The 21,591-nt window shown below is 64.4% G+C and carries 17 protein-coding genes; 11 read left to right on the top strand and 6 right to left on the bottom strand.

From position 1 onward, the window contains the following. Positions 1-109 precede the first annotated feature (109 nt). The 3 genes from ACSZPK_RS09000 to ahpF all read left to right on the top strand — a co-directional run bounded on the left by ACSZPK_RS09000 (position 110) and on the right by ahpF (position 3,208). Positions 110-715 (top strand): hypothetical protein, encoded by a 606-nt coding sequence (locus ACSZPK_RS09000; RefSeq protein WP_437881116.1) that lies wholly within the window; start codon positions 110-112, stop codon positions 713-715. A gap of 244 nt (positions 716-959) precedes the next feature. Beyond that, positions 960-1,523, top strand: a complete 564-nt coding sequence (ahpC, locus tag ACSZPK_RS09005) for an alkyl hydroperoxide reductase subunit C (RefSeq protein WP_437881117.1) — start codon at positions 960-962, stop codon at positions 1,521-1,523. 128 nt (positions 1,524-1,651) lie between these two features. Next, positions 1,652-3,208 carry an alkyl hydroperoxide reductase subunit F gene (gene ahpF, locus ACSZPK_RS09010; RefSeq protein ID WP_437881118.1) on the top strand — a complete coding sequence of 519 codons (1,557 nt, stop codon included), beginning with the start codon at positions 1,652-1,654 and terminating at the stop codon, positions 3,206-3,208. 98 nt (positions 3,209-3,306) lie between these two features. Here ahpF and ACSZPK_RS09015 read toward each other — a convergent pair whose 3' ends face one another. Then, positions 3,307-3,516 carry a cold-shock protein gene (locus ACSZPK_RS09015; protein ID WP_437881119.1) on the bottom strand — a complete coding sequence of 70 codons (210 nt, stop codon included), beginning with the start codon at positions 3,514-3,516 and terminating at the stop codon, positions 3,307-3,309. 321 nt (positions 3,517-3,837) lie between these two features. On the opposite strand from ACSZPK_RS09015, the gene plsB reads away from it, so the two are divergent. Then, on the top strand, positions 3,838-6,321 hold the full coding sequence (plsB, locus tag ACSZPK_RS09020; protein ID WP_437881120.1) for a glycerol-3-phosphate 1-O-acyltransferase PlsB: 2,484 nt from the start codon (positions 3,838-3,840) through the stop codon (positions 6,319-6,321). 3 nt (positions 6,322-6,324) lie between these two features. Here the strand turns inward: plsB and ACSZPK_RS09025 are convergent, their stop codons facing one another. From ACSZPK_RS09025 to ACSZPK_RS09040, 4 genes are all read right to left on the bottom strand, one after another. Beyond that, positions 6,325-7,038: a lipoate--protein ligase family protein gene (locus ACSZPK_RS09025; RefSeq protein WP_437881121.1), complete on the bottom strand. Its 714-nt coding sequence runs from the start codon at positions 7,036-7,038 to the stop codon at positions 6,325-6,327. 169 nt (positions 7,039-7,207) lie between these two features. Continuing rightward, on the bottom strand, positions 7,208-9,601 hold the full coding sequence (locus ACSZPK_RS09030) for a response regulator (protein ID WP_437881122.1): 2,394 nt from the start codon (positions 9,599-9,601) through the stop codon (positions 7,208-7,210). 48 nt (positions 9,602-9,649) lie between these two features. Continuing rightward, complete coding sequence (locus ACSZPK_RS09035) at positions 9,650-10,111, bottom strand: response regulator (RefSeq protein ID WP_437881123.1); 462 nt, start codon at positions 10,109-10,111, stop codon at positions 9,650-9,652. 14 nt (positions 10,112-10,125) lie between these two features. Continuing rightward, positions 10,126-12,366 (bottom strand): ATP-binding protein, encoded by a 2,241-nt coding sequence (locus tag ACSZPK_RS09040; RefSeq protein ID WP_437881564.1) that lies wholly within the window; start codon positions 12,364-12,366, stop codon positions 10,126-10,128. A gap of 212 nt (positions 12,367-12,578) precedes the next feature. On the opposite strand from ACSZPK_RS09040, the gene ACSZPK_RS09045 reads away from it, so the two are divergent. After that, positions 12,579-13,256, top strand: a complete 678-nt coding sequence (locus ACSZPK_RS09045; protein ID WP_437881124.1) for a DUF4197 domain-containing protein — start codon at positions 12,579-12,581, stop codon at positions 13,254-13,256. Between the two features lie 229 nt (positions 13,257-13,485). Here ACSZPK_RS09045 and ACSZPK_RS09050 read toward each other — a convergent pair whose 3' ends face one another. Further along, on the bottom strand, positions 13,486-14,259 hold the full coding sequence (locus ACSZPK_RS09050) for a class I SAM-dependent methyltransferase (protein ID WP_437881125.1): 774 nt from the start codon (positions 14,257-14,259) through the stop codon (positions 13,486-13,488). 275 nt (positions 14,260-14,534) lie between these two features. Here ACSZPK_RS09050 and ACSZPK_RS09055 point away from each other — a divergent pair, with 275 nt between their 5' ends. Genes ACSZPK_RS09055 through ACSZPK_RS09080 form a run of 6 tightly spaced genes read left to right on the top strand, consistent with a single transcriptional unit; the run spans position 14,535 to position 21,364 of the window. Continuing rightward, positions 14,535-15,494, top strand: coding sequence for an AAA family ATPase (locus ACSZPK_RS09055; RefSeq protein WP_437881126.1), 960 nt, complete (start codon positions 14,535-14,537; stop codon positions 15,492-15,494). 16 nt (positions 15,495-15,510) lie between these two features. After that, positions 15,511-16,443, top strand: coding sequence for a DUF58 domain-containing protein (locus tag ACSZPK_RS09060; protein ID WP_437881127.1), 933 nt, complete (start codon positions 15,511-15,513; stop codon positions 16,441-16,443). Further along, a complete protein-coding gene (locus ACSZPK_RS09065; RefSeq protein WP_437881128.1) occupies positions 16,440-16,934 on the top strand; it encodes a DUF4381 domain-containing protein in 495 nt (164 codons plus the stop codon). Before ACSZPK_RS09060 ends, ACSZPK_RS09065 begins: the two co-directional genes overlap by 4 nt. Further along, on the top strand, positions 16,927-17,955 hold the full coding sequence (locus ACSZPK_RS09070; RefSeq protein ID WP_437881129.1) for a vWA domain-containing protein: 1,029 nt from the start codon (positions 16,927-16,929) through the stop codon (positions 17,953-17,955). The genes ACSZPK_RS09065 and ACSZPK_RS09070 overlap by 8 nt, the downstream gene beginning before the upstream one ends. Then, complete coding sequence (locus ACSZPK_RS09075) at positions 17,946-19,727, top strand: VWA domain-containing protein (RefSeq protein ID WP_437881130.1); 1,782 nt, start codon at positions 17,946-17,948, stop codon at positions 19,725-19,727. The genes ACSZPK_RS09070 and ACSZPK_RS09075 overlap by 10 nt, the downstream gene beginning before the upstream one ends. Further along, entirely contained in the window at positions 19,724-21,364 is a 1,641-nt protein-coding gene (locus ACSZPK_RS09080) for a BatD family protein (protein WP_437881131.1), read from the top strand. The genes ACSZPK_RS09075 and ACSZPK_RS09080 overlap by 4 nt, the downstream gene beginning before the upstream one ends. Positions 21,365-21,591 lie beyond the last annotated feature (227 nt).

Genomic DNA, 21,591 nt, shown 5'->3' on the forward strand with positions numbered 1-21,591 from the left:
CAGTCCGAAATCGCAACTTTTGAGGTCGTCACTCGCGTATCCGCCAGTGCGCATACAGAAAGGCGCACTCTAGCGCTTGCGACAAGGCAGTCCTCGTACGGGAGGTCATATGTCCGAGCACAGCAGTCTATCCAGTGAAGAACTGGACTTCATCCAGCGTCTGTTCGACAGCCCGATTGCCAGCAACCCACTGCAGAGTCCGAGTTTCAAGGTCGATGGCGGGCAGCGGGTAAACACCATGCTGTCCAGGCTCGGGCAATCTTCGCAACTCAGCCTGGATGCCCGATTCGACGGCTACTGGATGACCTTCCCACTGAATCTGGTCGAAGACGAGATGCACAACCTGCATCTGGAACTGGCTGCCCCCAGCATCTTCGAGGAAGGCGAAGTGCCTCGCTCGCTGCGCATCCACCTGGCAGCGCCCATTCCCCTGCTCGACAAACATGGCCGGGAAACCGAGCTTAAAGTTCGCCAGCTCTCACCCGACGGCCTGATGGTGTCCGGCCGCGGGTTCCTGCCAGAAGAGTTTCACCTGTGGTTGCCACTGCCCGGGCACGATCCGATTCCGCTGAGCGCCCGGCTCATCCGCTCGGTTGGCAAGCAACGTGCGGCCTACTCCCTGAAGTTGACGCACAGCGAACATACCGAGCGCCTGCGCCAGTTCATCTTCGATCAACACCGGCAGAACAATCCGCAACTGTGCCTGCCCGCCTGACGCCATGCGTTTCGATCCAACGATACTGGCGTTCGGCCGGCCGGCTTCGCCGCTAATCGAACGCCTGCCATCGACAGCTTGTAAAACGCCTCTGTCACCCTCAAATAGGAATGTTCCTGCGAGGATCGGCCTCAACATAGGCGCAGGCAATCATAACGATGCCCTCAATCAATTAAGAGAATCGGGACAACGCGGTTAGGATGTCCCCCATCGAAACTAACCAACCCCTGAAGGAGTTCCACTGATGTCTTTGATTAACACTCAAGTACAGCCGTTCAAGGTCAACGCGTTCCACAATGGCAAGTTCATCGAAGTCACTGAAGAAAGCCTGAAAGGCAAGTGGTCGGTCCTGATCTTCATGCCGGCAGCCTTCACGTTCAACTGCCCGACCGAGATCGAAGACGCTGCCAACAGCTACGCCGAGTTCCAGAAGGCTGGCACCGAAGTGTACATCGTCACCACCGACACCCACTTCTCGCACAAGGTCTGGCACGAAACCTCGCCGGCAGTCGGCAAGGCCCAGTTCCCGCTGATCGGTGACCCGACTCACCAACTGACCAACGCCTTTGGCGTGCACATCCCGGAAGAAGGCCTGGCGCTGCGCGGCACCTTCATCATCAACCCGGAAGGCACCATCAAGACCGTTGAGATCCACTCCAACGAAATCGCGCGCGACGTGTCGGAAACCCTGCGCAAGCTGAAAGCCGCCCAGTACACCGCCGCTCACCCGGGCGAAGTCTGCCCGGCCAAGTGGAAAGAAGGCGAGAAGACCCTGGCTCCATCCCTGGACCTGGTCGGTAAGATCTAAATACGACCCGGAAGCTACGCTTCCCGAAGGTCAGCGCCGGGGATGCAATCCATCCCCTGCGACTCGGCGCCCGGGCGCAACCCGTCCGGGCGTTTTATTGCCCGAAATTCGTCAACGAGGAGATGCACATGTTGGACGCCACGCTTAAAACTCAGTTGAAGGCCTACCTCGAAAAGGTCACCCAGCCGTTCGAGATCGTCGCGTCCCTCGATGACAGCGACAAATCCCAGGAGCTGAAAGGCCTGCTCGACGACATCGTCAGCCTGACCGACAAGATCACCCTGAAGACCGATGGCAACGATGCACGCAAGCCGTCGTTCGCCCTCAACCGCCCGAACGGCAACATCAGCCTGCGTTTCGCCGGCCTGCCCATGGGCCATGAGTTCACCTCGCTGGTCCTCGCCCTGCTGCAGGTCGGCGGTCACCCGTCGAAGCTGGCGCCCGAGGTCATCGAGCAGATCCAGAACCTCGAAGGCGAATTCAACTTCGAGACCTACTTCTCGCTGTCCTGCCAGAACTGCCCGGACGTGGTCCAGGCGCTGAACCTGATGGCCGTGCTCAACCCGAACATCCGCCACGTCGCCATCGACGGCGCGCTGTTCCAGGATGAAGTCGAGTCGCGCCAGATCATGTCGGTGCCGAGCATCTACCTCAACGGTGAACTGTTCGGCCAGGGCCGTATGGAAGCCGAGCAGATCCTCGCCAAGATCGACACCGGCGCCGCCGCCCGCGACGCCGAGAAGCTCAAGGCCAAGGACGCGTTCGACGTGCTGGTCATCGGCGGCGGTCCGGCCGGCGCGGCGGCGGCAATCTATGCCGCGCGCAAAGGCATCCGCACCGGCGTCGCGGCCGAGCGCTTCGGCGGCCAGGTGCTCGACACCATGGCCATCGAGAACTTCATTTCCGTGCAGGAAACCGAGGGCCCGAAACTGGCCCGCGCCTTGGAAGAACACGTCAAGCACTACGACGTCGACATCATGAACCTGCAACGCGCCAGTGCGCTGATCCCTGCCAGCGCCGCCGGCGAGCTGCACGAAGTGAAGTTCGAGAGCGGCGCCAGCCTCAAGGCCAAGACCGTGATCCTTTCCACCGGCGCACGCTGGAGAGAAATGAACGTGCCGGGCGAGAAGGAATACCGCAACAAGGGCGTGGCCTACTGCCCGCATTGCGACGGCCCGCTGTTCAAGGGCAAGCGCGTGGCGGTGATCGGTGGCGGTAACTCCGGCGTGGAAGCGGCCATCGACCTGGCCGGCATCGTTGCCCATGTGACCCTGCTGGAGTTCGACAGCAAGCTGCGCGCCGACGCCGTGCTGCAGAAAAAGCTGCACAGCCTGCCCAACGTCAAGGTGATCACCAGCGCCCTGACCAGCGAAGTGAAAGGCGACGGCCAGAAGGTCACCGGCCTGGTCTACAAGGATCGCAGCAGCGACGAGTTCATCGCGCTGGAGCTGGAAGGCATCTTCGTGCAAATCGGCCTGCTGCCGAACTCGGAGTGGTTGAAAGGCACCGTCGAGCTGTCGGATCGCGGCGAGATCATCGTCGATGCCCGCGGCGAAACCTCGCTGCCCGGTATCTTTGCCGCCGGCGACGTGACCACCGTGCCGTACAAGCAGATCGTCATCGCCATGGGCGAAGGCTCGAAGGCATCGTTGTCCGCCTTCGATTACCTGATCCGCCATAGCTGACGGAGAGCCGCACCAGAACGCTTCGCTCTGGTGCGGCGCGGTTCAATCTGCATGAAAAAGGCCCGTCGCCATGACGGGCCTTTTGCATTTTCAGCGCATCAGAGTTTGGCAACGTCTTCGGCCTGCAACCCCTTCTGGCCATCGACCACCGCAAATTCGACCTGCTCGCCTTCGACCAGCGAACGGTGGCCCTCCCCGCGAATCGCACGGTAGTGGACGAATACGTCCGCCCCGCTGGAACGCTGGATAAAGCCATAGCCCTTGGCATCGTTGAACCACTTGACGGTTCCCTGCTCACGTTGACTCATTACCACTTCCCTCTACATCGCTTTTTATTATTGCCCTGGCGGGCACTGATCGGTTTGGCGACGCGCTCCTGACTCGTCCACTGACGAACGACTGGAGCACGGGTACGGATACAACCGTTTCGCGGGAATAAAACAAGCAAACACTCTGCCAATACGTCCGAAAGATCGCACACGAACCATGAAGGACTAGGGATGCAGCGATATTCCGCAATTCCATGGCCAGCCAAACGGTCAGGTTTTTCCGTGATATTTCCCTGCACAGTAGCGAAGCGGTGATACTAATGTTCCCGAGCAAAACGCTCGTTTCGCTGTCGAACCTCCATGACCCGATCCCCGCTCCGCCGCCTCGCCTTCAGCACCCTGCGCCGCCTGCTCTATCTATGGGTGCGCTCCGAAACCATCAGCCAGTCTTCCCTCGACTTGCGGCTCGATCGTGGCAAGCCAGTGTTCTACGTGCTGCAGCGGCCTTCGGCCAGCGACCTGGCGGTGCTCGACCATGAGTGCAGCAAGGTCGGCCTGCCGCGTCCGGTACTGCCGGTGCAAGTCGGCGAGCACATGGAACCGGCGGCGTTCTTCTACCTGACCCCGGAACCTGGCTGGCTCGGCGGGCACAGGCGCAGCTCGCCACCGGCGCTGATCCGCATCCTTGAAGAACTGCAGCGACACGCGCCGGACGATGCGCAGATCGTCCCGGTCAGCGTGTTCTGGGGCCAATCGCCCGATCGCGAAACCAGCCCATGGAAATTGCTGTTCGCCGACAGTTGGGCGGTAACCGGGCGGCTGCGCAAACTGGTCAGTATCCTGATCCTCGGACGCAAGACCCGCGTGCAGTTCTCCGCCCCCATTCACCTGCGTGAACTGCAAGCCCAGGGCAAAGGCCAGGAACGCACGCTGCGCATGGTCCAACGCATCCTGCGCGTACACTTTCGCAACCTGAAGAGCGCGGTGATCGGCCCCGACGTGTCGCACCGACGCAATCTGGTCAAGGGCCTGGTGCATGCACCACAAGTACGCCAGGCCATCGCCGAGGAAGCCGAGCGCGAGAAGATCCCGCTGGCAAGAGCACGCCAGCAGGCGCTGCGCTACGGCAACGAAATCGCCTCGGACTACACCTACACCGCCATCCGTTTTCTGGAACTGGTGCTGTCCTGGTTCTGGAACAAGCTGTACGAAGGCATCCAGGTCAACCACCTGGAGTCGGTGCGCGAGGTCGCCCACGGCAACGAAGTGATCTACGTACCCTGCCACCGCAGCCACATCGACTACCTGCTGCTGTCCTACCTGCTGTTTCGCAACGGCCTTACCCCCCCGCACATCGCCGCCGGCATCAACCTCAACATGCCGCTCATCGGTAGCCTGCTGCGCCGTGGCGGCGCCTTCTTCATGCGCCGCACCTTCAAGGGCAATCCGCTATACAGCGCGGTGTTCAACGAATACCTGCACACGCTGTTCAGCCACGGTTTCCCGGTCGAATACTTCGTCGAAGGCGGCCGTTCGCGTACCGGGCGCATGCTGCAGCCGAAGACGGGCATGCTTGCCATCACCCTGCGCAGCTTCCTGCGCTCGCATCGCCTGCCAGTGGTGTTCGTACCGGTGTACATCGGCTACGAACGCGTACTGGAGGGCCGCACCTACCTCGGCGAGCTGCGTGGCGCGGAAAAGAAGAAGGAGTCGATCTTCGACCTGTTCAAGGTCATCAGCGCGATCCGCAAGCAGCGTTTCGGCAGTGTCTGGGTCAACTTCGGCGAACCGATAAAGCTCGCCGAATTTCTCGATGGGCAACGGCCGGGCTGGCGCACCGAGGATTACGACGAAAGCCTGCGCCCCGCCTGGCTGAACGAAACCACCAGCCGCCTGGGTGAGCACGTCGCCCAGCGCCTCAACGAGGCCGCAGCGGTCAACCCGGTCAACCTCGTCGCCCTGGCCCTGCTTTCCACATCACGCCTGGCCCTGGACGAAAAAGCCCTGACCCGTGTGCTCGACCTTTACCTGGCGCTGCTGCGCCGAGTGCCTTACTCCCCCCATGCAACCTTGCCGGAGGGCGATGGCGCGGAGCTGATCGCCTATGTGCAGAGCATGAAGCTGCTGGCCGAGCAGAATGACGCCCTGGGTCGCATTCTTTATCTGGACGAGCAGAACGCCGTCCTCATGACCTATTACCGCAACAACGTCCTGCACATCTTCGCCCTGCCCGCCCTGCTGGCGAGCTTCTTCCAGAGCAGTTCCAGGATGAGCCGCGAACAGGTCCTGCTCTATACCCGTGCGCTCTACCCGTACCTGCAGGCGGAGCTGTTCATCCGCTGGAGCATCGATGAACTGGAAGCGGTGGTCGATCAATGGCTGGCCGCGTTCGTCGAACAGGGCCTGCTGCGCGTCGAGCACGACGTCTACCTGCGCCCTGCGCCCAGCTCGCGGCAATTCGTGCTGCTGACCCTGCTGGCCCGCGCCATCGTCCAGACCCTGCAGCGGTTCTACATGGCCACCGCGCTGCTGCTCGATGCCGGCCAGTACAACCTGAGCGCCGAGGAACTGGAAAACCGCTGTGTGATCATGGCCCAGCGCCTGTCGATCCTGCATGGCCTCAACGCCCCGGAGTTCTTCGACAAGAGCCTGTTCCGCCACTTCATCCAGACCCTGCTCGACCAGGGCGTGGTGCGCAAGGACGAAGCCGGCAAGCTCAGCCACCACCCACAGCTCGCCGAACTGGCAGAGGGTGCGGCCAAGCGCGTGCTGCCAGCGGAAATCCGCCTGTCGATACGCCAGGTCGCCCTGGAGCGGGAAGACAGCCTGCAGACGGCGCTGTAGGCCTTACCCTTCTGTGCCGATGCCAGCATTGCTCAGGGCACGGCGATAGCGCTCCCGCAACTCAGCCAGGCGTTGCCACGGCTCACCAAGGCGCTCCCGCAACGCGATATGGCTCTCAGCCAAACAGCGCATCGGCAGCCCGCAGGCGCTGTAGAAGGTGTTGACCACCTCGACCATCACCCCGCGCTGGTCGTCCATCAGCATGGCCGCGTGGGCCAGGGCGATGGGCGCGCCGCCATTGGCGCGGCGGCGCCAGCGTTGGGCGGTGCCGGCCAGCTTGCGGCGCTCCAGGGTGACGTTGAAGCGACCGTCGCAGAAGGCGCCGGGGACTTCGCCCGTGCCACTGTCCAGTTCGAACGAGCGCAACCAGTCGCAGATTGGCTGACACAAGCGCTGGTAGGCGGTTTCGATGCGTGCCTGTTCGTCGTCGCTTGCCGGCATCGCATAAACCAGGGCGACATTGAGCACGGCCGGGGATTGCGGAACCGGCTCGCCGCCGGTGTCACGCAGCAATACCGGCCAGCCAAGATGCTCGACTGCGGAGGTGGCGCTGGCAAATGCGCTTTCGCGACTGAACTTGCGTGGCATCACCAGGGCCTGATCACACGGCGACCACAACAGCAAGCCGCTGTCGATCTCGCCGCCATGCACACGATCGAGCAACTGGCGCTCCGCCTCCAGCCCCGCGTCTACCGTGCAATACAACAGCTCACTCATGGATACCTCGCCATAATCCGTCGACACGCCTCCATGCCTTCACCGAAGGGATTACCACCCAGTCGTTGAAAACCACCCGCGTTGCCATCACGGCATTAAAAACAGGCAGGTGTGCGAATCGATTCAACATGCTCATTTGCGTCCGCTTTTTCGCCTTTTCATGGGCCCATCAAGCCGCACTATCGGCATCCTCATGCAAGGCCTGGCGCAGCTTCGCGGCCAGCTCATCTTCGCGGTAGGGTTTCTGCAGAATCAGCGTGTCGTCCATCTCCAGCCCACCCAGTTCGGCATAGCCCGTGATGAACAGGATCGGCAACCCAGGCCGGCGGAGACGCACGGCTTCGGCCAGTTCGGCACCGGTCATGCCAGGCATGGCGTAGTCCGTGACGAGCATCTCCACCCGGCCATCGAGTGCGCGCAAGGCCGCGTCGCCGCTGTCGGCCTCGATCACGACGTAGCCCATGTCGCCGAGCAGCATGCCGGTCACCATCCGCACCGAGGCGTCGTCGTCGACCAGCAGGATGGTCCTGGCTGGTGCGGCCTGGCTGCTCGGCGGCGCCTCGACCGCCTCCCGCGCCTCGCGCAGCGGCTGTACCACTGCCGGCAACAGCACCTTGACCTGGGTTCCCTGGTCCGGCGCGGTAACGATGCTGACCCCGCCTCCCGACTGCTTGGCGAAACCGAACACCTGGGCAAGCCCCAGCCCCGAGCCCTTGCCCACGGCCTTGGTGGTGAAGAATGGCTCGAAGACCTTGGCCAGCACCTCCTCGTCCATGCCCACGCCGTTGTCCTCGACGGACAGGGTCACATAATCGCCCGGCTCTGGATCTTCTGGCCGTTGGGCAGGCAAGGCGACCCGCTCGTTACGGGTGACCAACCGCAGCACGCCGCCTTCGGGCATGGCGTCGCGAGCGTTGATCGCTAGGTTGAGCATGATCATCTCGATCTGCGTCGGGTCGACCATGGCGTGCCACAAGTCCTCCGCCGTCGAGGTCTCGATACGGATGCGTCCGCCCATGGTGCTTTGCAGCAGATCGCCCATGCCCTGCACCATCTCATTGAGGTTGACCGCTTCCGGCTCCAGGCGCTGGCGCCGGGAAAAGGCCAGCAGTTGGGCGGTAAGGCGCGCGCCGCGTTCGCCGGCGTCGGTGATGTTCTGCAAGCGCGCCTGGGCCTTGCTCACTGACTCGCGCTCCAGGTCGCGGGACAACAGGCGCGCGCTGGTCAACACCACGGTGAGCAGGTTGTTGAAGTCGTGGGCGACACCTGCCGTGAGCTGACCGACGGCTTCCAGGCGCTGCATCTGCTGCAGCGTGGCCTCGACCCGCTCACGCTCCTGGATCTGCACGCGCAGGCGCTGGTTGATCGCTTCCAGCTCGTTGGCGGCCTGGCGCTCGGCGGTGATGTCACGCGCCGAGGCATACATCAGCTCACCCTCGGGCACCAGGGTCCAGGAGAACCAGCGATAGTCGCCATCGACATGGCGCAGCCGAATGATGAACCGCGTCGAGACCTTGCCTCGGCGTATTGCCAGCGCTTCGCGCAAGGTCGCCTCGCGGTCGTCGGGGTGCACCAGGTCGATCAGCAACTCGCGGGTCAGGCGCTCGCGCGGCCAGCCGAGCAGCTCTTCCCAGGCCGGATTGAGTTCGGTCGGGGTCAGGTCGAAACGCAGGATCGCCAGCATGTCGCGGGACACGTCCCACACCCGGTCACGCTCACGGGTGCGCCGCTCGACGCGCTGCCCCAGGCGCTCGTTCATCCGCTGCAGGGACTCGGTAGCCTGGCGCTGCTCGGTGATGTCCTGCACCACGCCGATGAACCGCACGCACTCGCTCCCCTCGAAAAACGCCCGGCCTCGCGTGGACAACCAGCGTTCACTGCCATCGGCGCGCGGCATGCGGTATTCGACGTGATACAGGTGATCGCCGTCGAACGACATGGCCTGCTCGACGCGCTCCAGCACCAACGAGCGGTCCTGTGGGTGGCAGCGCGCCAGGAAGTAGTCCAGGTCCAGCTCGACTTCCGGCCCTACGCCGTACAACTCCCGGCAACGCTCGTCCCAGACCAGGCGCTGGGTGCGCGGGTCCAGATCCCAGGTGCCGAGGCGCGCGGCGTCCACCGCCAGGCCGGCGCGGACTTCGACATCGCGCAACGCAGCCTCGGCCTTCTGTCGGCGTCGGCGCTCGCGCACTTCGGCCATCGCCCGATTGACCGCCTTGGGCAGCATGTCGAGGTTCTGCTTGAGTACGTAGTCGATGGCGCCCTGGCGCATCATATCGACCGCATGCTGCTCGCCGAACATGCCAGAGAGGAAGATGAACGGCGTGGTTGGCGCCAGGCGCTGGGCGATCTGCAAGGCCTGGGCACCGGAGAACCCCGGCAGCAGGAAATCGGAAAGGACCAGGTCGAAGGCCTGCTCGGTCAATGCCCTCTCGACACCGGGCGCGTCATAGGCCACCACGGGCTCGACGAGCATGCCGCTGCGTTCGAGCGTCAGCACGCTCAGCTCGACATCATGGGAGCAGTCTTCGATAAGCAACAGTTTGAGTGGACTATCCGGCATGGAGGCTCGCCATCGTTTACCACGGATCAGGCCGGAAAGGCCCGCCTATCAGGACTGCGGACGTCTCTGTAGACGCAGCGACCCAGGTGGAGGCTCGTTCAGCACCGCCCAGAAGACTCCCAGGTCGGAGATGGCTGATACGAATTCCTTGAATTCGACCGGCTTGACCACGTAGGCGTTCACCCCTAATTCGTAGGCGCGTTGCAGATCCGGTTCTTCACGCGAGGAGGTCAGCATGACCACCGGGATGCTGCGCAGCTCGGCGGACTCGCGCACGGCCTGCAGGACTTCGAGGCCATCGACCCGTGGCAACTTCAGGTCGAGCAGCATGACCGCCGGGTTGCCTTCGTCGCGCCCGGCATGGGCATTGCGACGGAACAGATAATCGAGGGCCTCGACACCGTCGCGCAGCACGATCACCTCGTTGGCCAACTGACTGCGCTCAAGGGCGACCAGAGTCAGCTCCAGGTCGTGAGGATTATCCTCGATCAGCAGGATGGGTTTGAGCATGGCAATCCTCGTGGTCAGGCGATCGTACGGCGATCGCGCTTGGGCAAAGCGAAATAAAAGGTAGCGCCCTGGCCGACCGAGCCTTCGGCCCAGACCCGGCCATCATGGCGCTCGATGATGCGACGGACGCTGGCCAGGCCGATCCCCGTCCCTTCGAATTCCTCGACCCGGTGCAGGCGCTGGAACACGCCGAACAGCTTGTTGGCGTACTCCATGTCGAAACCCACGCCGTTATCGCGCACGTACACCACCACCTCGCCGGTCTCCTGACGTGCGCCGATCTCGATCACCGCCGGTTCACGGTCACGGCTGTATTTGATGGCATTGGCGATCAGGTTGCGCAGCGCCAGGTGGATGAAGGCCGCATCGGCGATCACGCGGGGCATCGGCTGGATCTGCCAGTCGACCGCGCGGGTCTCGTAGTCGGGGCGCATTTCCTCGCGAATCGATTCGACCAGGGTGTCCAATTCGACCTCGGAAAAACGCAGGGCCGCGCGGCCCATCTGCGAAAAGCTCAGCAGGTTGTCGACCAGGGTGCCGGCGAACCGCGCGGACTCGCCGATGTGCTCGAGAAAACGATGGCCACGCTCGGACAACTTTTCGCCGTCGAAGTCGCCAAGCAGCTCGGCGTAACCGGCGATGTGCCGCAATGGCGCGCGCAGATCGTGGGAAACGCTGTAGGAGAAGGACTCCAGTTCCTTGTTGGACTTCTTCAGCTCGCCCGCCAGTTGCGCTATTTCCTCGGCCTTGCGCAACACGATGCCGAGTACGGCAGCCCGCAGTTCACGGGCGCCGTCCACCTCGATGGCATCCCAGGGGCTGGAGAAGCCACGCACGATCTCCTTCCAGCCCTCGAAGCTGCTGCGCGGGTCGAGTGCCCCGCTGGGCGAGACCTGCTTCTGCGGCCTGCCCGCCCACTCCACGGTGCGAACGTGCTCGGGCTTGAACCAGATCAGGTAGTGGGAGTGGATTTCCGAGATGGCGATCACCATCACCCCGCCGATCGAATCGGCCAACCTGGGGAGATGGGGCAGGTCCCGGCCGACGTTGTCGCTATGGTAGACATCGTGGCAACCGCGTTCGGCGAGCCAGTCGACCAGGTCGCCCACCGCTTCCTTGGGCGGAGTCAGGCCCAACAGGTGGCAGGTGCTGCCAATGACGATGGCGGCGCCTTTCGCCCGGGCGAAATCGAGAAAGGTCTGCGGCAACGCCAGCAGCCCGTCGCTGACGCTGTCGCGATCGGCCATCGAGGAAAGCAACTGCACGATGCGCTGGCGCAGACCGAGCAGGCGCTGGGTCTCGGCATGCGCCTCGCGCGACTCGATCTGCAGCGACAGCATGCGCCCGAGCAATTCGCAGGCCGCACGATTCTGGAAACCGACCCGCCGTGGCTCGTGCTCATGGCAGGAGACCAGGCCCCAGAGCTTGCCGCGCACGACGATGGAGATCGACATCGAACCCAGGGTCCGCATGTTGCGCATGTATTGCAGGTGCACCGGCGACACGCTGCGCAGGATGGCGAAGCTCAGATCCAGCGGCTTGCCAGTCTGCGGGTTGTTGGCCGGAACGATGGCCACCGCCCGATAGTTGGCATCCTCGATCACGCGGATACGATTGGCACAGTACAGCGCGCGAGCCTGGGCCGGGATGTCCGAGGCGGGAAAACACAGGCCCAGGTAACGGGTGTAATCGGCATCGGCCTGCTCCGCCAGGACCAGGCCATTGCCCTCGGCATCGAATCGATAGGCCTTGACCCGACCGAAACCGGTGATGCGCTTGACCTCGTCCACCGCCAGGCGGCAGAGCTGCTCGACGCTTTCGGCATCCTGCAACTGGCCGATGAAGGTGCGGATCAATGGGTAGAGTTCGCCATAGGTGGTCGAGCGCTCGCTCGGCTCGAACTCGGCGATCAGCACGCCATCATGGCGGTGCACCAGCATGGCCAGGGATACCTCTCGGGCCGGCGCACGGAACTGTACGTTGGCCAGGTGGTATGGCGTCTGCTCGTTACCCGGTAGCGCGTCAAGGCTGGCCAGCAGTGCCGCATGGCCCTCGACCAGGCTGGACAGGCTCGCGCCGATCAATGCCGAAGGTTCAAGGCCAATCCACTGGCAGACATTCTCGCTGACCTGCTGCACGCGCAGGTCATTGGCGAACACCAGCATGAACCCCTGAGGCTGGATACTGCCGGGTATGTGGATCGGTTCCCTGGCGCAATTGTCGATGGCTTTCGCCAGGGCGCCGGCGGTCTCGATGGATGACAAAAGGTGCCTCCCATAGCGGTGCCCTGCATCCGTCCATGCCGTACGGAAAGATCCACTGGCGGCTTAAATGAGCTTCCACCCTAGCAAAATATCCTCAGCCGGGCATTCTCCATCGCAACAGCGATCAAACATTCTCATTTGGCGTACCCGCCTGGCTCCGCTAAGCTCGACCCCCACCTATCCCGCTGCAAAGGTCCGTAACCATGCTTCGACTCACTGCCCTGTTCGCCGGCCTGGCCCTGTCCGCCAGTGCCTTCGCCCTGTCGCTCTCCGATCTCAGCCAGACCGACGCCAGCAGCGGCCTCAAGGACGCGCTGACCCAGGGCGCGCAGATCGCCGTGCAGCAATTGGGCAAGCCCGGCGGCTTCAGCAACAACCAGCAGGTGCGCATCAAATTGCCAGGCAAGCTCGGCAAAGCGGCCAAGACCATGAAGATGATGGGCATGGGTGATCAGGTCGATCAGCTCGAAACCGGCATGAACAAGGCCGCCGAGGCCGCCGTACCGCAGGCCCAGGCGATCCTGGTCGACGCGGTGAAGAAAATGACCGTGAGCGACGCCAAGGGCATTCTCTCCGGCGGCAAGGACTCGGCCACCCAATACCTGAACACCAGCAGCCGCGAGCAGATCCGCGCCAAGTTCCTGCCCATCGTCAAGAGCGCCACCGACCAGATCGGCCTGGCCCAGCAGTACAACAGCCTAGCCGGCAAGGCCTCTGCTTTCGGCGCCCTCGACGCCAAGAGCTCGACCGTGGAAGGCTACGTCACCGAAAAAGCCCTCGACGGCCTGTTCAAGATGATCGCCGACCAGGAAGCCAGCATTCGCGACAACCCCACCGCCGCCGCGACCAGCATCGCCAAGAAGGTGTTCGGGGCACTGTAAGCTTCGAGCAACCACGAAAAGCGAAAGCGGGCCCCGTGCGCGCCTTCGCTTTTTCATTTCCAGGCCTGTTAGCAGCCATGGTCAGCTAGCAGGCCGTTGAAAAACGTAGGTGAGGCAGGAAAGACAAGGCAAAAACGGCCGAAAAAGCGGAGTTTACAAGCTGTAAATGAGCATTTTGAGGCCGTTTTTAACGCAGGATTGCCAACGCAGGTAGTTTTTCAACAGCCTGCTAGCCCTTGAGCGCCTTCTTCGCATACACGTCATAACGGCTCGATTTACCTTCCAGCGCATGGCTCGGCTTGGCACCTTCGATGATCGGCGCCTTGCGCGGGCGCTTGACCACTACCCGGTGGCTGGCCAGGGCCAGGGCGGCGGCGAGCAGCGCCGGGGCGTCGAGATCGTCGCCGACCAAAGGGCGGAACAGGCGCATTTCCTTCTTCACCAGGGCGCTCTTGTCACGATGGGGGAACATCGGGTCGAGATAGATCACCTGGGGCGCCTCGCCCTGCCAGGCGGCCATCAGCTCGATGGCGTTACCGCAATGCAGCGTCATCCGCGCGGCGATGGGAGCGACCTCGGCATCCCGCAGCGCGCGGCCCAAGCCATCCTCAAGCAGCGCAGCAATGATTGGCTGACGTTCGATCAGCTTCATCTCGCAGCCGAGGCTGGCGAGTACGAAGGCATCGCGCCCCAGGCCCGCCGTGGCATCCAGTACCGTGGGGCGCACGCCCGGCTGGATGCCAACAGCCTTGGCGATCATCTGCCCACTGCCGCCGCCGAACTGGCGCCGATGCGCCACCGCCCCCTCGACGAAGTCGACCCTCACCGGCCCCGGTGCCTGAGGCCCCAGATCGACCATCTGCAACCCATGGTCACCGACCTGCAAGGCGAACTCCGCCTCACCGTCGAGCGGCAACGCCAGGCGCGACGCCCACGCCTGCGCAGCCTCGGCAAAGGCTGGAGCCAGGGCTTGGATACGGATGGCAACGGACTGGTCGGTCATGGGCGCGCGCTCGGCAGCAACGGGAAACGGCGCGCATTGTGCCAGAGCCACGCATTGGCCGCTGTCGCCGTTTGCCTGTGGAATTTTTCAGGCCGGGCCTGAAACAACCGCCCACAACGGCTGTCACATGCGGCCTTTCCCACGCTTTGCGGCACCGTGCACACTGGCGCGCTGCCGCCTGGATGGAAGCGTGCACCGGCACCAGGCAATGGATTAAAGTAGGCGCCCGTTCGCCGCCCAGGCGACCCGTCAGTCCCCTTCCAGGAAGCAAGTCGATGGAACATCGTGAGGCGCTGCTCGCCCTGAGGCATTTTCTCGCCAGCCAGATTCTCGGCCAGGAAAAACTCCTCGACCGCCTGCTCATCGCCCTTCTCGCCGACGGCCACATGCTGGTCGAGGGCGCACCGGGCCTGGCCAAGACCAAGGCGATCAAGGAACTGGCCGAAGGTATCGAGGCCGAATTCCACCGCATCCAGTTCACCCCCGACCTGCTGCCGGCCGACATCACCGGCACCGAGATCTACCGCCCGGAAACCGGCAGCTTCGTGTTCCAGCAGGGGCCGATCTTCCATAACCTGGTGCTGGCCGACGAGATCAACCGCGCGCCAGCCAAGGTCCAGTCCGCCTTGCTCGAAGCCATGGCCGAACGCCAGGTCTCGGTCGGACGCAGCACCTATGACCTGTCGCCGCTGTTCCTGGTCATGGCCACGCAGAACCCCATCGAGCAGGAAGGCACCTACCCGCTGCCCGAGGCCCAGCTCGATCGTTTCCTGATGCACGTGAAGATCGGTTTCCCCGACGCCAGCGTGGAGCGCAAGATCCTCGCCCAGGCTCGCGGCGATGCGCTCAACGGTGAAGCCAAGCCCGAGCACCGGGTGACCCAGCAGGCGATCTTCGCCGCGCGCAAGGAAATCCTCGGCCTCTATATGGCCGATGCGGTGGAGGAATACCTGGTGCAGCTGGTCATGGCCACGCGCACCCCGGCCAAGTTCGACGCCGAGCTGGCCGAGTGGATCGCCTACGGCGCCAGCCCGCGTGGCTCCATCGCCCTGGACCGCTGCGCCCGCGCCCACGCCTGGCTGGCCGGGCGTGATTTCGTCAGCCCGGAAGACATCCAGGCGATGCTGTTCGACACCCTGCGCCATCGCATCATCCTGTCGTTCGAGGCCGAAGCCGCCGGCATCGACCAGGACCGGGTGATCCAGCGCATCCTCGATGTGGTCGCGGTCGCCTGAGGCAGGCGCCAGCAGCATGAACGTCCAGCCCACGCCGCCCGGTATCCGGGTCAGTCTCGCCGAGCTGATCGAGATGCGTCATCGCGTGCACGAAGTCCATCTGTTTTCGACCCCGGCGCGGCGCAGCCCGCTGATCGGCCTGCACCATTCGAAGCTGCGCGGCCGTGGCGTCGACTTCGACCAGGTGCGCGTCTACCAGGCTGGCGACGACGTGCGCACCATCGACTGGCGGGTCACCGCGCGCACCCAGGAACCGCACACCAAGATGTTCCATGAGGAGCGCGAGCGGCCGATCTTCATCATGGTCGAGCAAAGCCGACGGCTGTTCTTCGGCTCCGCCCTGCAATTCAAATCCGTGCTCGCGGCCCAGGCCGCCGCACTGATCGGCTGGGCCGCCCTCGCCCACAACGACCGCATCGGCGGCCTGGTCTTCGGCGACGCCGAGCATCACGAAATAAAGCCACGGCGCAGCAAGCAGAGCCTGCTGCAACTGCTCAACCGCCTGGCACGGGCGAACCAGGCGCTGCACAGCGAATCGCCTGGTGAGCGCGATACCTTCGGCCTGGCTCTGCGTCGCGCCCGTGAAGTGCTGCGTCCCGGCAGCCTGGCGATCATCCTGTGCGACGAACGCGCCCTGAACGATGCCGCCGAGCAACAGCTCAGCCTGCTCGCCCGGCATACCGACCTGTTGCTGCTGCCGCTGTCCGACCCTCTGGACCATGCCCTGCCCGCCGCGGGCCTGCTGCGCTTCGCCGAACGTGGCGCACAACTGGAGCTGGACACCCACAACGCCGACCTGCGCAGCAGTTATCAGGGCCAGGCCGAACAGCGCCAGGCCCGCTGGCAGCGCCTGGCCCAGAAACTCGGTGTGCCGCTGATGCCGCTATCGACCACTGCCGAACTGGTCGAGCAATTGCGCGAACACCTCAACCCGGGGCGCCGCTCGTGAGCCCACTCGACCAGTTGCAACCGACCATTGCCCCGCCCGCGATCAGCGCCTGGCCGCCAGCACCGGGCTGGTGGCTGCTGCCGATCCTCCTGGCGCTGCTGCTCTGGGGGCTGTGGCTGCTGCGCCGACGCCTGCCGCGACGCCGTCGCCATGCCCCTGCGGAACAACCACTCGACGCGCTGCGCCTGGCGGCGCTGGATGAACTGAAAACCTTGCAGCGACCTTATGACGGTCAGCAGGCCGGGCCCTGGCTGCAGCAACTCAACGCGTTGCTCAAGCGCCTGTGCCGCGCCCATTACCCGCAGTACAACAGCCATACCCTCAGTGGCCGGGCCTGGCTGGCGTTCCTCGACACACGCTGCACCGCCGCGGGCCTGACCCGCTGGATGGTGCTGGTCGAAGGCACCTATCGCGGCAACTGCATCCTCGACGACAAGGCCATCGATGGCTTGCAGCAGTCCGTCGAAACCTGGATTCGCAAACATGTTTGAGTTCGCCTGGCCCTGGATTTTCCTGCTCGCGCCACTGCCGTGGCTGCTGCGCCAGATCCTGCCAAGCGCGGACAGCGGCGAGGCGGCGCTCAAGGTCAGCTTCCTCAATGAACTCGAAGGGCTCAGCGGCCGGCGCGCCCGCGCCAACCTGTCGGCCTGGCGCCAGCAGGTTCCATTCCTGCTGCTCTGGTTGCTGCTGCTGACAGCCGCCGCGCGGCCACAATGGGTCGGCGAACCGTTGCCGCTGCCGACCAGCGGTCGCGACCTGCTGCTGGCGGTGGACGTGTCCGGCTCGATGTCCTACGCCGACATGCGCTGGAACGACAAACCGACCTCGCGCCTGGAACTGGTGCGCAACCTGTTCGGCGACTTCGTCGAAGGACGCCACGGCGATCGCGTCGGCCTGATCCTGTTCGGCAGCCGCGCCTACCTGCAGTCACCGCTGACCTTCGACCGGCGCACCGTACGCGCCTGGCTCGACGAAGCGGTGATCAACATCGCCGGCCCGCAGACCGCCATCGGCGATGCGATTGGCCTGGCGGTCAAGCGCCTGCGTGAACGCCCCGCCGACAGTCGCGTGCTGGTGCTGATCACCGACGGTGCCAACAATGCGGGGGAGATCGACCCGCTTACCGCCGCCCGCCTGGCCGCCGAGGAGCACGTGAGGATCTACACCATCGGCATCGGTGCCGACCCGCAGAAGAGCGGCGTGATGGGTATGCTCGGCCTCAACCCCGGCGTCGACCTGGACGAGCCGACCCTGACCGCCATCGCCGAACAGACCGGCGGCAGCTACTTCCGCGCCCGCAGCGGCGACGAGCTGAAAGATATCGAAAGCACCCTGGACCAACTCGAACCGGCCCTGCAGAACCCGACCAACAGCCGGCCAGCCCAGGCCCTCTACAGTTGGCCGCTGGCCGTGGCGCTGCTGCTCAGCCTGCTGCTGGTGGCCCGGCAGGTCTGGCCGCACGGCTGGCAAGACCTGCTCGGCCGGATCAGGAGGCGTAGCCGATGGACGTGATCTGGCCACACTGGTTGCGCCCGCTCTGGCTGTTACTACTGCCCTTGCTGGTCTGGCTGTTCTGGCGCATCTGGCATCGCGAGCGGCGCAGCGGCAGTTGGCAACTGTTGCTGCCTGCGGCCTTCCAGGCGGTCCTGCTCAGTGGCGGCAACCAGCGCCAGAGCCGCCTGCCCTGGATCGCCCTCGGCCTGGCCTGGCTGCTGGCCCTGCTGGCCCTGCTCGGCCCGAGCTGGCAGCGCATCGAACAACCGAGCCAGAAACGCGCCGATCCGCTGGTGATCATTCTCGACCTGTCCTCGACCATGCTGGCCAAGGACGTGCCGCCCAATCGCCTGGAACAGGCCAAGCGCAAGCTGCTCGACCTGATCCAGGCACGCGCCGAGGCGCAGACCGCCATCGTCGTCTTCGCCGGCAGCGCCCACACCCTGATTCCATTGTCCGACGACCTGGCCACCACCAATAACCTGCTGGAAGCGATCAGGCCCTCGATCATGCCCTCCCCCGGGCGCCGCGCCGACCTTGGCGTAACCCGCGCCATCGAACTGCTCAAGCAGGGCGCCCAAGGCCGTGGGCGTCTGCTGCTGATCGGCAGCGAACTCAGCGACGAAGAACGCCAGGGCATTCGCCAGGCCCTCGCCGGTCACTCGAACAAACTGAACATCCTCGGTATCGGCACGGCCCAGGGCGCGCCCATCGAAAGCGACGACGGCAGCCTGATGAAAGACGCCAGCGGCAACATCCTCCTGCCACGCCTGGACGAACAAGGCTTGCGCCGTTTCGCCGACGAAGTCGGAGGGCGCTATCGCACCATCGCCTTCGACGACCGCGACCTGAAAAGCCTGGGCCTGCTCGATGGCCCCCGCAGCCTGCGCGAAGATGGCGAACCGACGCGCCTGAGCGCCTGGGCCGACCAGGGCTACTGGCTACTCCTGCCCCTGCTGTTGCTGGCCGCCTGCGCTGGCCGGCGGGGCTGGCTGTTCTGCCTGCCACTGCTGGTGCTGCTGGCCCCTCGCCCTTCTTATGCCTTCGAGTTCGACGACCTGTGGCTGCGCCCCGATCAGCAGGGGCAGCGCCTGCTCCAGGCAGAAAAGCCCAAGGAGGCCGCCAGCCGCTTCGAAGACCCGCAATGGCAAGGCGAAGCCCTCTACCGCGCCGGCGATTACCCGGCGGCGGCCGCGCGCTTCGCCCAGGGCGACAGTGCTGCCGCCCACTACAATCGCGGCAACGCCCTGGCCAAGAGCAACGAGCTGGAAGCAGCCATCGACGCTTACGACCAGGCCTTGGAACAACAACCCGACCTGCTGCCCGCACGACAGAACAAGGCCCTGGTCGAACAGCTCCTGCAACAGCAGAAACAGCAGCAGAAGCAGAATTCACAGCAGCAGGACCAACAGCAGTCTTCAGCGCCGCAACAACAGCAGAACGATAAGCCGCAGCCATCGCAGCAGCCCAAAAGCGATCAGTCGCAACCAAACGACGAAGGCCAGACCGGGCAGAAGCAGCCTCAGGATCAGGACCGCCAGGGCCAGCAGACGCCCCAGCAGCCCCAGGCAAAACCTGAGAACAACGAAGCCCAGCAACAGCCTGCCCAGAGCGGCGAGCAATCTCAGGACGCCCCGAAACCCGCTCGGGCCGAAGCTGGCGAAGCCCTCAGCGACGAACGCCGCGACGCCCTGGAACAATGGTTGCGGCAAATCCCCGACGAGCCGGGCGAATTGCTGCGGCGCAAGTTTCTCTACGAACAGCAACGCCGCCAGGAACAGAACCGATGACTCGCCTGTTTTGCGCACTACTCCTCAGCCTGCTGGCCCTGCATGCCAGCGCGCAGACCCTGACCGCCTCGGTGGATCGCGAACATCTCGGCGAAGGTGAAAGCCTCGAACTGACCCTGCAATCGGATGACGCCACGGTGTTCGGCAAGCCCGACCTCGCGCCCCTGCAGCCACAATTCGACATCCTCAGCACGCGCCAGGAAAACAACCTGTCCACCTATGGCGGACGCAGCCAGGCGACCACGCGCTGGATCATCACCCTGATGCCCAAGCAGAGCGGCTTCGTGATCATCCCGCCACTCAAGCTCGGCGAGGCCAGCAGCCAGCCGATCAAACTGGAAATCACCCAGGCCAATGCCCAGCGCGGCAGCGACAAACTGGCGCCGATCTTCATCGACGCCAGCCTCGATGCCGAGAGTGTCTACGTCCAGGCCCAGGCGCAACTGACCCTGCGCATCTACTCCTCGCCGGACCTGACGATCAGCGACCGCAGCCTGACCCAGCTCCTGATGCCAGACGCCCGCATCGAACAGCTCGGCGAACCCGACAACTACCGCAAGACCCTCAACGGCACGCCCTACGACGTCATCGAACTGCATTATTCGATCTTCCCGCAGAAGAGCGGCCGGTTGACCATTCCGTCACAGACCTTCAGCGCCAACGTGATGCAGAGCGCCCCAGCGAACGACCTCTACAATCCGTTCAGCCCGCGCTACGGGCGCATGCATCAGGTCAAGTCACCGGAAATCCCGTTGACGGTCAAAGCCAAGCCAGCCGACTATCCGGCCGACGCGCCGTGGCTGCCGGCCAGTTCCCTGAGCCTGTCGGAAAGCTGGAGCCCGGAGCCGGACAAAGTCCGTACCGGCGACTCGTTGACCCGCAGCGTGACCCTGCGCGCCGAGGGCCTGTCCAGCGCCCAGTTGCCGCCGCTGCCCACCAGCCAGGCCGATGGCTTGCGGCGTTATCCCGACCAGCCCAAACTGAGCAACGAAAGCAAGGAACGCAGCATCATCGGCATCCGCGAGGACCGCGAAGCGCTGGTGCCCAGCCGCAGTGGTCGTATCGAGCTGCCCGAGTTGCAGGTGGTGTGGTGGAACACCCAGCAGGACAAGCTGGAACGTACCAGCCTGCCCGCGCGCACCCTGGAAGTTGCCGAGAACCCGGCCCTGGTTGCCGAGGCACCGGTCGAAACGGCGCCTGCCACGGTAGTCGAAGGCCCGCCACTCTGGCCCTGGCAACTGGCTTGCCTGGTGCTGACCCTGACCACGCTGCTCGGCTTCGGCCTGTGGTGGCACGCGCGCCGCCAGCCAGCGATCCTGCCCACGGCACAAAGCGGCCCCAGCCCACGCACCCTGCTCGACGACCTCAAGCGCGCCTGCCAGGCCAACGACACCCAGGCCACCCGTCAGGCCCTCGATGCCTGGGCGCGCCAGCAGCCGGAAACCCTGGCCGACATGGCCGCCCGCTTCGCCCCGCTCTCCGAGGCGCTGGACGGCCTCAACGGCTCGCTCTACAGCGAAACCGGCCAGCACTGGCAAGGCACGCAACTCTGGGAAGCGATCCGCACCCTGCCACCGCTGGAAACACCGCAGCACCAGAGCGAGCCGAGCCCGCTGCCGCCGCTGTATCCGCGTTAAACACGTCGATAGAAACGCCAGGAGCTGAAAGGCCGAGCGACAGAAAAATCACCAAGTCCTCTCGTCCAGTCTTCGGTATTTTGCACTGGCAGTTTTGAGGCAAGAGCGGATGCTCGTGCGATGACCACGCGGTGTGTTTAGCCGTCATTCCCGCGCAGGCGGGAACCCAAAAAAGCGCTTCTGGATTCCCGCCTTCGCGGGAATGACGGGGGAATAACGAATGTCCG

Origin of the sequence: Pseudomonas sp. LRF_L74, from assembly GCF_965644255.1 — a bacterium.
Classification (GTDB): Bacteria; Pseudomonadota; Gammaproteobacteria; order Pseudomonadales; family Pseudomonadaceae; genus Aquipseudomonas.